Annotated in this window: 8 protein-coding genes and 1 pseudogene; 3 read left to right on the top strand and 6 right to left on the bottom strand. The window is 56.8% G+C overall.

What is annotated here, in order from left to right; all coding sequences use genetic code 11:
* Positions 1–48 precede the first annotated feature (48 nt).
* From AC3B5Q_RS16045 to AC3B5Q_RS16020, 6 genes and pseudogenes are all read right to left on the bottom strand, one after another.
* On the bottom strand, positions 49–1,779 hold the full coding sequence (locus AC3B5Q_RS16045) for a nuclease-related domain-containing DEAD/DEAH box helicase (RefSeq protein ID WP_488392671.1): 1,731 nt from the start codon (positions 1,777–1,779) through the stop codon (positions 49–51).
* A gap of 3 nt (positions 1,780–1,782) precedes the next feature.
* Entirely contained in the window at positions 1,783–3,678 is a 1,896-nt protein-coding gene (gene drmB / locus AC3B5Q_RS16040) for a DrmB family protein (RefSeq protein ID WP_392524395.1), read from the bottom strand.
* Positions 3,678–6,956 carry a helicase-related protein gene (locus tag AC3B5Q_RS16035; RefSeq protein WP_392524394.1) on the bottom strand — a complete coding sequence of 1,093 codons (3,279 nt, stop codon included), beginning with the start codon at positions 6,954–6,956 and terminating at the stop codon, positions 3,678–3,680. Before AC3B5Q_RS16035 ends, drmB begins: the two co-directional genes overlap by 1 nt.
* A gap of 7 nt (positions 6,957–6,963) precedes the next feature.
* Positions 6,964–8,904 carry a UvrD-helicase domain-containing protein gene (locus tag AC3B5Q_RS16030; protein WP_392524393.1) on the bottom strand — a complete coding sequence of 647 codons (1,941 nt, stop codon included), beginning with the start codon at positions 8,902–8,904 and terminating at the stop codon, positions 6,964–6,966.
* A gap of 459 nt (positions 8,905–9,363) precedes the next feature.
* Positions 9,364–9,609: pseudogene (locus AC3B5Q_RS16025) on the bottom strand (tyrosine-type recombinase/integrase); the annotation flags it as partial.
* 390 nt (positions 9,610–9,999) lie between these two features.
* Positions 10,000–11,037: a sensor domain-containing diguanylate cyclase gene (locus tag AC3B5Q_RS16020; RefSeq protein ID WP_488392670.1), complete on the bottom strand. Its 1,038-nt coding sequence runs from the start codon at positions 11,035–11,037 to the stop codon at positions 10,000–10,002.
* Between the two features lie 367 nt (positions 11,038–11,404).
* Here AC3B5Q_RS16020 and AC3B5Q_RS16015 point away from each other — a divergent pair, with 367 nt between their 5' ends.
* From AC3B5Q_RS16015 to tnpB, 3 genes are all read left to right on the top strand, one after another.
* Positions 11,405–11,890, top strand: a complete 486-nt coding sequence (locus tag AC3B5Q_RS16015; RefSeq protein WP_274119500.1) for a DUF2165 domain-containing protein — start codon at positions 11,405–11,407, stop codon at positions 11,888–11,890.
* A gap of 45 nt (positions 11,891–11,935) precedes the next feature.
* On the top strand, positions 11,936–12,652 hold the full coding sequence (locus tag AC3B5Q_RS16010) for an SDR family NAD(P)-dependent oxidoreductase (RefSeq protein ID WP_274119501.1): 717 nt from the start codon (positions 11,936–11,938) through the stop codon (positions 12,650–12,652).
* Between the two features lie 208 nt (positions 12,653–12,860).
* A complete protein-coding gene (gene tnpB, locus AC3B5Q_RS16005) occupies positions 12,861–13,220 on the top strand; it encodes an IS66 family insertion sequence element accessory protein TnpB (protein WP_032489558.1) in 360 nt (119 codons plus the stop codon).
* The last annotated feature ends 17 nt before the right edge of the window (positions 13,221–13,237 follow it).

Genomic DNA, 13,237 nt, shown 5'->3' with positions numbered 1-13,237 from the left:
TGGTGCCAAGCCGCAGAGAGCTGCTGCGACGAAGCTCCACCATCCGGTCTACTGGCTCTGAATTACTCGCTCTGCATACCTGCCAGCCTGTTTCGAGTAGATCGCTTTTGCAGTATCAGGGAGAAATACGTGAAGCAAAGTCCTGGCGCGGGAGAGCCCAGCGTAGTGCAGCATCGAGGAAAACGGCTGTCCAATGTCGGTCATGTCAATTGCGATCACAACACGACGCTCTAGTCCCTTGAATGCATGCATGGTTGAGAACACCATATCACCAGAAGAAGACTCCGCCACATCAACCAAAGGCAGTCCACCGACTTCAGTGAGGCCGGATATGGATGAGTTATCTCTACGTCTGGTCGACAGGATGGCAATGTCCCCAGGAGGCACCTCCTGACCAATCAACTGGGCGACCAGACTGTTTAGACGTGAAACAAAGTCCTTTTGATCACGGTAGTAAACATTGGCACACTCCGGACCTTCCGGTGCGCCGATCAGCGCCAAGTCGATGCCGGAGACAATTGATCCCTGAACCGCCACTTGCCTTGTGTTCCTGCAGTTTTCAAACAGGTCGTCGTAGGCGGGCAGTGCTTCCGATAGTCGACGCTCAACCATCTCTTGCACCTCGTTCCCATAGATATTCTGCAATCGATCAAAAAAAATGTGCCAACAGCCTCTGTTCAGGCCTGGTCCACCCAACATGTAGTCGAATGCGTCAAGGTTCTCTGGCGTCAGGATGTCCTGCGCTTCATCGACTATCAGCACGTCCCAGGTCGGAAGGTCACACTCAATGGCAGCCTCGAGGAACACAAGAGGGAAGACCTCGGCGAACAGATGGCGCTCATCTACTGCTTCAGCAAGTCTTTCCTCAAGGCTGGCACGCTTGATGACCTCTCGATACAGTGCGTGGACATGCCTGATATCGATCTGGTCTCGGAGCGGGTCTCCTTCAAGGGTTAGACGCAAATGCTTCGCCAGTAATTGGTTGAAGCAAAGAAACAACACACGTTTCCCCTGAGCAGCCAGCTGTCGCGCCCTTTCGATCGCGATCACCGTCTTGCCGGTCCCTGCCTGTCCACGGACAACCGTTCTTGGGTTGGCAGCCATCCTGCGCGACACCCGTACCTGATCATTGGTAAGTCCCACGAGTGTGGCATCGATACCGGTCAGATAGCTCCCCAAGCTGAAAGTGGACTCGACGTCCGGACGCAAGATACGTCGCGCCGCCTGAATGTCTTCCTTGCTAGGCGATCGTGGCTTTCGGCCATGTTTGCTCTCGTAGACACGAGCCCAGTGTCGTTCCAACTGTCCGATGTAGAAGCCCAAGTTTCTGTTGAAATCACGCCTATCGAGCAATACTGCCGGCTCTATTTCTGCGCCAATTGAAGTAAAGCGCTCACTGGGCATAACCACACCAAAGCCCATTAGCAGGCCGTTGAATCTCGCGTCTGCCTCGTTCAGCCGATCACGCACTGCGAACATCGTTCCCTTCGCCTGCGTCCAGGGGTCCTCCTTCTTGCTATAGGACTTTCCGGTAGGGTCTCCGAACTGCCAGATACCATCCTTGCAGGACACCTTGCCGCCCTTTACTTCAAGCGCGAAGAAGCCCTTGGTGGAGAGCACAACAATGTCAGCTTCACCCCAGATCTTCGTCTCATGACCATGCAGTCCCAGTGAGTGCATGACCACCCATGCGCTATCTAGGTCGCGCCCGAGTCGCTCGTAAACAATTCGCTCACCATAGGGGCACTCTTTGGGTTGTTCAGGAATCAGGATCGCCATCACTTACTCCAGGTCGGCATCTGCAAAGAATCCGGACCACTCCCCACTGCCTGCGGCAGGTGCAGAACCAACCAGCATCGTGCGATCCAGTTCTCGATTAAACTTCTCGCAAGCCGTCTCGGGGACCAGAAGACAACAGTGGCAGGCTGCACCGCTGACCCTGTCCCCCGACTGTTCCGGTTCTGTTTCCAGGCACACGGGGTCGCTGCCACACCATTGTGCGGATCGGATTGTCCGCATGACCACCCTGGTCAGCTGCGTCGGGTCCGCCAGGCGAACAAGTCCACCGAGGCTACCCTCGGAGTCGGGAGATCCCGTGTAGATCAGGACACCGTTCATGGGGCCGAGTGGGCCATCTACCTCGCTCACGTAGAGACGTTCACGCAATGAGGACGATGAGTAGCCGCAATCCACCGAGATGGTGCGGATCAGTGCGTGGGCAAAGGAATGCACCAAAAGCAATCGGGCCGTTATCGCGTGCTCACGCTCATAGCCTCGTTCGGATGCAATTGCAGCGGAGCGATGCTCCAGTGCTGCAACCCTCTCCACCAGGCTGGGATTGGCGTTAATCCAAGTATCGATCGCATCTGTGCGGAATCTCAGAAAGATGCCTTCACCCCGTATCTCGGCGGCCGGCAACCAATTGCGAGGTGTCTTTGAAAGCGGTGAAATCGCGCCCCTGTTCAGGGCATCCCGCATGTTCTCCGGACTGACGGGGTAGGGTTCAATTCGTGTGAATCCCGCCAGTGCACGCACTTCGCGCAGACGAGATACGGCGCCGATAATGTCAAACCACTTTGACAGTGGCTCTGGCGCAGACTCTACGCTGTTGCAGAACTGTGGCATTACGCCTGCAAAGGCAGCATCGTCACGCTTACTGGAAAGTGCTTCGTACTCCTCTCGCCGAGAGCTGACCTCAGTTCGCTCAGTTGCGCCTTCAAGCAGCCTCTGCTTTTCCCTGTATGCAATCAGCAATGCTTCATGCTCGACGCCAAGCGACTGGGCAATTCTGATAAGGGCCGGAATAACTGCTTCCTCTGGCAGCGCGCCCAGAGAAAGCCACTGATCAGCAATGATCTGAAAAGCAGCTTCGGATGCCGGCGGGATCGACAATGCCGATGCAACAACCGGGAAGTGCACGTTGGATGCACCGCGCTGTATCACTCGTGGCGTAGCATCGCAGCCGTCCTGGCGGTCATGCAGCCATGGACGACTGCCTCGGCAGCTTTGGCCCTTCATGGCTTCAGGACGGAAAGCATCACCGAGGTATTCCTTGGCCCCACAATTCTTGCATTTGACATATAAATCAGCCAAAGCGGCGGACTTTCCATCTGATTTCAGTTCCAGCGTAGGCCGATCGCAGGCACCCTTGTGACGATGTGCCCACCACTCCCAGGGAAAGTCATCAATGTGTCCCTTGGTACACGCAACCACAAAACGCACAGGCGTCGTGAGAACGGGCTTGGGGTGCCCCCTGCACTCCAGCTCACTGCCATTGGCAGCCAGCTCGAATGGCGTACCTTCTTGGCCGATCCGCAGGCACTTCGGACATTGGTGCCATCTGGGAAAGCGTACGACCGGCAAGGCGTGCCCAGGGTCTACCTGACGCGTTGGCTTGAGCTCTACGGCAATGGGGGCAAGGCGGAAATGGTCAACTCCGAGCAATGCCTGGAGGCGATCTTCTCCAATCGAGAGAGACGGCAGCCTGGTTACGCGCTCCCAATCCTCCAGACCCATGGGCATGTACGAACCCTTTTCAAGATCGACAATGGCTCCAATTCCGTAGGTCGATATCAACTGCGAACGGCGGACTCGCCCTACAGGCTCCACCCCCCCGTTGCCTGGAGCGACCATTGCCACGCCAGTCGCTTTCTTCGCGGTTCGGTTGAAGGTTGCCATCATTGATCTCCTGTTCTGCGAGGAATTGTCTTCAGCACGAAGGCAGAGGAGGGCTCCACTTCGCGCATCGATCCTGGTGTCGGCCAAGCTTGCCCTGCGCCGCCCGTACTTTCCTCGGCAGAACACATCAGGTGGGGTGATGTTCGGCCAAACGGTGCTGCCTTTTTCCAGTACCGCAACCGGCCTCCGGCGGCCTTTACGTTCTCCACCTGCGATTCCCAGCGGTCTATGATTGCCTGCAATCCGGCCAGGGTCGCATCTTCTTCGATGCCACCGGTAGCATCCGAGGCTCTGGTTAGAATGTGATCCAGCAAGGCCTGCACTTCAGGAGCATCAGCATCGAACTGGAGGGCGTCCTCGTCGCTTTCCATGCCGGGCACCAGATGCCGAACAACCGATGCGACAACCGCGTGCAATGCCTTGTCCCTAGCCCTGGGAGCCCAGGGTGTAACACTGGTTGCTTCCACGCTGCGATAGAGAGCGCTGTGGTAGCTGCGGAAGTGTTCGAAATGGGACAGATCTCTGGGGCGGCTGAAGTTGTAGAGCGTGAAGACCAGTCCAGGCCCATTTCGTCCTACACGGCTGCTTGCTTGTATGTATTCTGCTGTGGATTTAGGTTGCCCATTGACTACCATTAGGCCCAGCCGGGATATATCGACACCTACCGATATCATGTTCGATGCAAGTACAGTGTCTTCAGGCTGTTCCTTGATCTCACCTCGCGCCAACGCTTCATGGAAGTCGTAAAGGGTGGCTGACAGGGCCTGCAAAACACCTGGCAGTTCACGTGAAGACTTGCGGCTGCTGAGTTCGACAGGCTGGCTCTCCAACGATCGAATCGACGCACCAAGGCGTGCGGCTAGGAACGCCATCTGGCGTGGCACGTCGTCCTGCATCAGCACATGTGCACCACCCAGTTCCCGAAGGCTGTTGAAGTAGGCGACACATGTCCAGTAAGCATCTATTGTCTGATGGTCTGCGTTTCCCCGCTCCAGCAGCGTGTGTGCCGACTGCAGCAATGCGGCCACCAGAGCCTGCAAGGCAAACTTGGGGCTTCGCCCAGCGGTAGGTAGACCGAGATACAGACGATCTGCGCCGACTGTGTCGCGAACTGCGAAGAACGAGTCATCCGCGTCGAAGCCCGGTGGGGGAAACTGAAGCACACCGCGGTCAAATAGCGCGCGCACCTGGGCAGCTGCCTGGCCGATGGTGGCGGTCGAACCAATTACCTTTGGCCTTACATCTCTGCGAGTACAAAGCATGTCGATGGCCGTCTCGTATAGCCCTGCCATCGAACCCAGGGGACCGGATATCAAATGCAGTTCGTCCTGAATGATCAAGCCAGGCGGTTCTCCGCCGTCCAGGCCAAACAGGGGGCGCATCCTTGCAGAACGGGGAATCTGGGCGAACTTGTCGATGGTGCCGATCAGCAGCGACGGCGGCGATGCGAAAATGGTGTCGTCTACCGTGAGAATCGGCAGTGGGCTGCCTTGCGTTTCACAGCCCTCAGTCCCGCACACGATATCTATTCGAGGTTCGGACGGATGGGGCCGGTACGCGCTTGCGTGGAGGTCACCCCCACACACTGGGCAACGAAGCAATTGTCTTGGGGTTGAGACCGGTTGCCGGCCCAGTCGCTCTTCCTCAAGTGCCTCGCGGGCCTTTTCCATGCCATTTGGGGTACTGTCGTCGCCTACATATAGCCCAAGGCTAATACGTGCATTACCCAAGCGGCCGTCATGGTGGCGCATGAATTCGCACGCAGTGATCAGTGCAGCCGCACGCTGGAACTGTTGCACTGTCAGAAGACGCAGTGTGTATCGCATCAGAACATCCACGCCGCCCTGACGCCCGGCCACCGGGCTTACTAGACGGCGATGAAAGATCTGGAAGGCCGTCAAAGCCAGATAGGCTTCGGTTTTACCTCCTCCCGTCGGGAACCACAGCAGGTCCATGCAAGTGCGGTCTTCACGTTCCGGGTTCACCAGACTGGGCAGGACCAGTAGCATGAATGCCAGCTGGAAGGGACGCCACACAAGAGGTCGTGCCTGGTCACCCTTGGATGCATAGCGCGATTGCTTGTCCATTGCCTGGTTTGCCAGAGCAAAGGCCAGCCAGGCAGAGTCATCTTGTTGCAGCAGTGTCACCCCGTCCAGCATGCGCCGGTGAGCCGACTGACAGCGTTCCAGGTTGAAGGCGGCAGCCTTGGCTAACGAACCTTTAAAGTTCGCGAGGCGGGGGACCAGCAATGAGTGGATCCATTGCTCGTAGCTGCCTACGAACGAGGTTAGTGCACGGGTAACTAAGGCGCGCTCGTGTTCCTGCCCCAGAAATGCCGCGCTTAAGCCACCGGGCTGGTTCGCAACGAAATCCTTCAGAATCGCGTGCCCATCGGGACTAGTTCCACGGACGCGAGCTGCAGGCAACCAGGCGGTACGCACCTCCTTGACGAGTTGTCCAGGTTGCTCATCCCAGGCAGCGGCTATGCCATGCCCTACGGCATATTCATGGATATCGCGATACAGTAGGGCATTACACAGTGCGTCTTCATCACCTTCCTCGACTGGGGCGGCCCTGCGCGGCTGGATTTTCCCCTGATCACCTTCGACGGCACGCACTACCAAGCTAGCCTGGAACAGGCAGCTGGCGTCGCGCAGCGCATCATCATTTCCCTTCTCTTCATTGACTAGGGTAAATGTAAAGACTGACTGTCCATTCACGTGTCGCAGACGAATGCGCAAGGAGAGGCGGACATCTCTGACCGTATTGCCGGAGGTATCGAGAAACTCATTCAGAGTACGATCACCCGGAGCCTGGTCGGCCGGAATCAACACCGAATAGCCGAGAGCCTTGCGAGCCCAGCCAAGACGGGCTCCGCCAGTTACTGATGAGCGTTCCACTCCATCATTCGGCTCAGGTTCCGCACTGATTTCGACAGGCACATACCGGGCTGTCTGACCGAGCGAAATCTCTACCGGCACGCCCTGTTTCACGGATAGGGTCATGCCGATCGAACAGGGCCGAATGGCGCGATACCCAGGTATCCCCTGCTCGTTATTGGAGGCAGTATTGCCATCACCGCCCTTGACTTCGCCGGTCGCGTCGTCATCGTCAGCCTCGGCTCCAATGGGTGTTCCGCGTGGCCAGAGAATACCAGTAAGGTAGGTGTCGACCGGTGCCGACATCAGCACCTCGTCGGCTTGCAGTGGGCCCTGAAGCAGTGCTGTGGTCATCTCCACCACTGCTGCGCGAGCGATCTCCTTATTCTTGTTACCCATGTCCGTTTCAGGCACCTTTTCGTTTATAGGGTTTGAAATCAGCCGTTCCTACCAGAGTCACACCCAGCCAGATGCGACTGCTTCGCCAGGGTTCAGCAATCGACTCTTCGCCATGTGGCGGCACCGTGACCGTGACCACGTCAGAAATTCGCAGATTGAAGAGCCTGTTCGGGAGGGTGTACTTCTTCTCCCAGAGCAACTTCAGTAGGTCTGCAGTCAACTGCATGGCCGTACGCCCGATCAGCAGGGGGGCTCCATCATCCTCCAGTAAAAAGATGTCATATCTAGCGTCAATGAGCTTCTCGGCCTCGGTCCTTCGTAACTCAACCTTGCGGCCACGCAGTGTATCTCCTCGCTGTTGGAGTTCTGACTGGACCCGAGTCGCTGCCTCCTCACTGCCAAGCACATGCACCGAGACGAAAGAGGCGGAATCGATATCCCCCGGCAACCCTGACTGCATATTGACCATCACGCCCCAGTAAATGTGACGCTTGCGGTAATCTCGCAACTCACGTTCATAGGGTGGGCGCCAGATGCAGTCTGCTTCCAGTCGGCTTAAGGTTTGGCCGGCCCGTGTGATGCCGACAAAGCCGACATTGGCCTCCTCCAAAGGGTCGTCCACTTCCTCTTTCTCAACAGAAGGGTGCGTGTCCAACAGCGCCACATGGTTGAACTCCATGCCCTTGGCCTGGTGAATAGTGGTGACGTACACAGCGGTTCCCTGTGCATTCTGAGGGTCTTCTGGAAAGGCATCCGGCCAGACAAGTCTTTCACGCAGCGCTTCCATATCAATGGAAGTATCCGTGTCAGCAGCGCCGCTGGCTCTTAGTAGGAGTTTCCAAGCAGTGTCCTTGGAGGGCAGGTGCAGTTGCGTTTCACCATCCGGCCCTAGGCGGCTGGACGTGCTGGAGTACAGTGCATTGAATATTGTGGCAGTCAGTTTTTGAACTTTTAGGGGGCCCAGCAGGGCCCCTACCCATGCCGGTACTGCATGGGTCTGCCCTGCCAGCTGCAGTCTGACGGGCACCGGCGGTGTATTCAGCTTGTTGCCGATCAACATCTGCGCCAATCGGATCGCCTCTCCATTGGTTCGCATCAGTACTGCGACCGAGCCAGGAGACTGTTGCACAAGCCATTCAGGCCCAATCTTTTCGCCTGAGTCACTCACAGGCAGGGACGCCAGGTGGTGTCTGACTGCCTCCAACTTCTGATTGCCATCCAGTTGGCTGCTTCGCAGCAGTCCACGCAGTTCCTCTACCTGTTTTGCGAGGGGGGCGACCGAGCGATGGTTACGCGTCAACTCGACTTCCTTTAGTCCTTCAGAGAAGAAATGCTTCAGCTCCAGCCATGGATCCTCTGCTGGCAGATTACCGGCTGCCCTGGCCGCAAAACGATAAATGGCCTGGGCCGGATCACCCAGAACTGTGAATCCTACCGGGTCGCCGTTGCCATCGTTGAGGCGACGCAACAGAGCTAGGACCATTTCAGACCGGACCCCAGGAAGGTCCTGAAACTCGTCAACGATGACATGGCGTATTGATCTAAGTCGTTCATGCACCTGGATGGAATTTTCGTCGTTTAGCAGGCCTGTCACATCTGCGATGTTTGCATCGTAGGTGTTCTGCAGCAGGCTTTTGGGTGCTGCACCGCTCTGTCGCAGTACACGAAATGCCCAGGCATCAAACGTTCGAATGGCGAGATGTCGAAGATCTTCAGCTATGCCCTCATCAAGCACGTCCATGCTGTCGAGGCGACGAGACAGGGTGCTGACGGCGCTGCGAGAAAAACTCAGAACCAATATCTGCGCCGGATGCAAGCCTTGGCGCAACAGGTGTATTAGCCGAAGGGCGGAAACCTGGGTCTTGCCCGTCCCAGGCCCGGCGTTAACCAACATCCACTGAGTAGTGGATGCCTCAATGACTTCTTTTTGTTCTTTATCCAGCTGCACATGCAGTTCCCTGACAGGATGATAAGTTGACTTCGTGGCTCAAGACCTAGGCCAAGCGCGCAAGTGGTGCGGAGTCACTGAAGCTTGTCTACTGATCGCCAGCGGGCTAGCGTTGTGTTGACGTAAATGCTACTCAAATGGATGGCGTTATGCTATCTCCTGTTCAGAGATTGTAGTTAGACGGGGACTGCTCCATTTAGCTGGAGCCCTGAGGCGACCACCGAGCATAGGATGGGGCTTTTGCGGGGGATCGTTGAAAACCGTTGGGTAGAGTGGAGCATTGGCTGCAGCGAGCGCTCAAAAATACACTAATAAAATCAATGCTTTATTGGGTCGACCTCCGGCATGGAGTGCAAAGGGTCGAGTGTTCGAATCACTCCGTCCCGACCATATATTTCAACGACTTACCCACCTTCGGGAGGCCTTGTTGTTTTTGCATGTGGGGATTTTTTCGGGACCTCATCCGATCTTCCTCTTCAAGATCGTCAACACCGGCCCGCGAGAGTCAGTCGTTGATACCATGTTCGCAGCCTCAATCAGCTTGCCCAGCTCAGCGCCGGAATAGTGGCTGGTGATGCTGCCGCTCTTGTGCCCGAGCAGTGATTTCCGATCCTCTTCAGTAACGCCTGCGGCCCGCAGTCGGCGACCGAAGGTGTGTTTTAAGTCGTGAATCCTGATCGAGGCATATCCAGGGTATAGTGGTCTAATGAAACCGGACACCCATTTAGGGAAACTCCGAACAAGTTGCCCATCAGCCCGAAATGGACGGATTGTGGATGCCGAAAAGCCAGATTTTCAGCCGCTGATTACTGGATAACCAAGGCACGGCCTTGGTTTTCTGCCCTCACGGGTCCACCTCTCCCGCAGCAGGCAATTATTGACCACTGCAGGAGAGGTACGCCTGTAGCGCGCAAGAGCCAGGGCAAGGCCCTCGCTTTGAGCTGATTGAGGGCTGAAAAATGGTCGGGCGGCGTCAAAACGCCGCTCATTACGCGTTCAAGGCAACTTGTTCGGAGTTCCCTTAGCGAACGTCGGTTCAGATGAGGCGCTCTCGTATAGGGGAATCTCGCCCCGTGTTACCGAATCTTAACTTCCTCAGGATAACGCTGGCACATAGACAACCTGGTCACGCCCCCCATGTTTGGCCGCATAGAGACCGCCGTCAGCGCGCTTTATTGCATCATCAATCTGCTCACCCTGGGTGAGCAGGGTGCATCCAATGCTCATGGTCATCTTCCGAGGGCCGCCGGGTAACAGAAACGGCGCGCTGCCGATTGACTGACGCAAGCGCTCCGCAATCTGCGTTAATTCTTGGCTATCTTTAACCCGTAGCAGGGCCACGAACTCCTCTCCTCCCTGGCGTACCAGCAGGTCATCTGGCCGAAGCGTAGCCCGCAGGCGGCGGGCACACTCGTAGAGCACTTTATCGCCGGCATCGTGGCCATGCTCGTCATTGACGGATTTGAAACGGTCGAGGTCTGCGTATACGGCACCTAGCTGTAAACCTCGCTCCTCAGCCAATTGAAGCTCTCGGTTCTGAAATGCTGCCAACGCCCCGCTGTTCCATAGTTGTGTCAAAGGATCAAGCAAAGCCCTGCGCTGCCCGCGATCCATTTCAACACGCAGAGCGCGATTGACCTGAGCTAGGCTCCGCAGTTGCAAATAACCCTCGGTGAGCGTGGCTAAGTCCCGAAAATGAGCCTGTTGTGCCTCGCTGAGCTTCCGCGGCCGAGGATCGAACATGCACAGGGTGCCAATGGCTTTTCCATTTGAGGCACGTAACGGGTGGCCCGCATAGAACCGGATATAGGGTGGGTTCAGCACGAGGGGATTGTCCTCGAAGCGTGAATCGCACCTGGCGTCGGAAACCATCAAGGTATCCTCACCGAGAATCGCGTAGCCGCAAAAGGACACATTGCGCTTCGTCTCGCTTACCTCGATGCCGATTCGAGCCTTGAACCACTGCCGATCCTGATCGATTAGGCTGATCAGAACGGTCTCCACCTGGGCTAGTTCTTGGGTGAGTCGTACCAAGGTATCAAGATAATGCTCGGCCGGCGTATCGACCAAGTCCATGTCATCAAGTGTGCGCTGACGAAGTGCTTCATCAGCGGGTAGGGGACAAGCTGGCATGTCTGTTACTCCACTCCTTGGTTCGTTTTTTCACAAACGCGGATAGAAAAATCTCAAGCATCTTGGCCAATGCCGCACACGCTCGGCGCCTTCAGGCCAGCCGAAGTAGAGAGCATAGCAAACCGGTTGGCTCTATCCCGGATCCTCCAGTGGGTCATACCTGTGGCGTTGATCGGCGCGGCTCGGTCGGTCGCCCAAGACCTCGACAAACTTCTAAGGCTTACAGGCGGCTTTAACAAACGGTTGAGGTTGTCGCCCCTGGCTGCCTTATTGGTAAACCGGTATTGACCTCGAGTTAAGTCAAGGTTTTAGAGTGGCGTCCGGACGCTCTCGCTGCTTTCGGAAACGAACTCACAAAGGACCCGGAATGGACACTCCGACTTCACTGCTGATTTTCCAGATCACCTGCTGCATTGGCTTGAGCCTGTGGCTGAGTATCAGCCTGATCAACAACCTGCAGGCCTTTGCCAGCTCAGCCGGGGCGATCGGGGAGACCATGTCGATGGCGCCGCTGGCCCAACCTCCCGGAATCAGCCTCCCTTTGCTGGTGCGAGCGATGACCTCTCACGCCATCCATCGCTTGGCCTTGTCGATCATCGTGCTGACACAGGCAGCCGCCGTTCTCGCGGCTTGGGTTGGCTGCTATGAACTGCTGCTTGGCGCCGGTTTGGAGGTGGCGAGGCCCTGGTTGAACTTGGCCTTGAGCGCAACGCTCGGGTTCCTATTCGCGATGCTGCTGGGCGGGATATGGTTCGGCTACTGGATCCGCCAGGAAGGGTTGCAACTGACCCATCTGCTGTTGATGGTCTGGATCCTGCTGCACTTCGTCGTACTGAATGTCCGGTGGATTTGAACGGCCCAGGGAAGTTTGGAGAGTTTTAACTAAAAGGAGCAACAGATGAAGATGATGATCGTAGGCGCCGGCAGAGGGTTGGGCCGGGCTTTGCTCGAAGGGCTCGGCCAGCCAGGGGACACGCTGATCGGCGTATCGCGCAAACAGCCGTCAGACTTGGCCCTTGCCCCGGGCATCGATCTGCACTGGGTCGATGCCGACCTTGCCAAGCCAGCGGCGGCTGTAGCACAGATCGCGGATCGGGCACCTGCCGATCTGGATGTCCTGATCTACAACGTTGGCATCTGGGAAGAACACGCCTTCAGCGAGCACTATGCCTTCCTTGACGACAGCGACGAATCGATCACCAGGCTGGTCGAGGTGAACATCACGGCCACGCTGCTTCTGCTTAAGCGCCTGGTGCCCAAGTTGCTTGGTGCGCCCCGGCCGCAGTTGATCCTCACCGGTTCGACCTCAGCTCTTCGCCAGAGTGGGCGCCCGGAGGTAGCGTTCGGCGCCTCAAAGTTCGCCCTCAACGGCATGGCTGATGCGCTGCGCGAAGGTTTCAGGGATGACAACCTGGCGGTGACCGTGCTTCAACTGGGTTATCTGAATACCGACGACTCCCTGAACACGCCATTGGCGCAAGCCGCAGCACGTGGCGAGCGGCGCCAGGTACCGGTGCATGATGTGGTCACTATGGTCGACGCGCTGTTGCGCTTGTCCGGGGCTTCGTTTGTACGGGAGCTGATCTTGCCGGCTATCGGTGATAAGCGCTTCTGACGCCAAAGCTGCCATCAGCCCTCAAGTTTAGTGGCTGTGCTGCCGTCGACACTCGCCCGGTGTCATCCCTCTTCAGGCTTGAAGGCGCGCAAGAAAGAATTGGCATTCATAAAGCCAACCAGAGTAAGCGCTCCATGAACCCCACATTCAAAGCGCTTACCTGATCCTCGATGCTGTGCTCCCGATTTCTTTCTGGAGCTCGCCGACCATGATGCGACCCGACGCCAAAGTCGAAAAAGTGTACCTCTACCCCAAGCCTGTCGACTTTCGAAAATCCATCGATGGCCTGGCCGCATTGGTCGAACTCGATATCAAAGTGGCGGTGTTCGACCCAGTGCTTTTCGTCTTCCTCAACAAGTCTCGCAATCGCGTGAAAATCCTTTATTGGGAGCGAAACGGCTTCTGCCTCTGGCTCAAACGCCTGGAGTCCGAACGTTTCAAAACTTCACCCGATCCGACTGAGGTCGCCATTGTCCTGACCGTTCAGGAACTGAACTGGCTGCTTGATGGCTTCGACCTCTGGCGCAACCGTCCGCATCAGGTTTTGACGCCTCGATACGTCGCCTGATTCGGTATAATCCGCGG

The organism is Pseudomonas sp. D5(2026) (assembly GCF_057766845.1).
The sequence above is the reverse complement of the archived record's forward strand: the minus strand, read 5'-3'. Positions and strand labels throughout refer to the sequence as shown.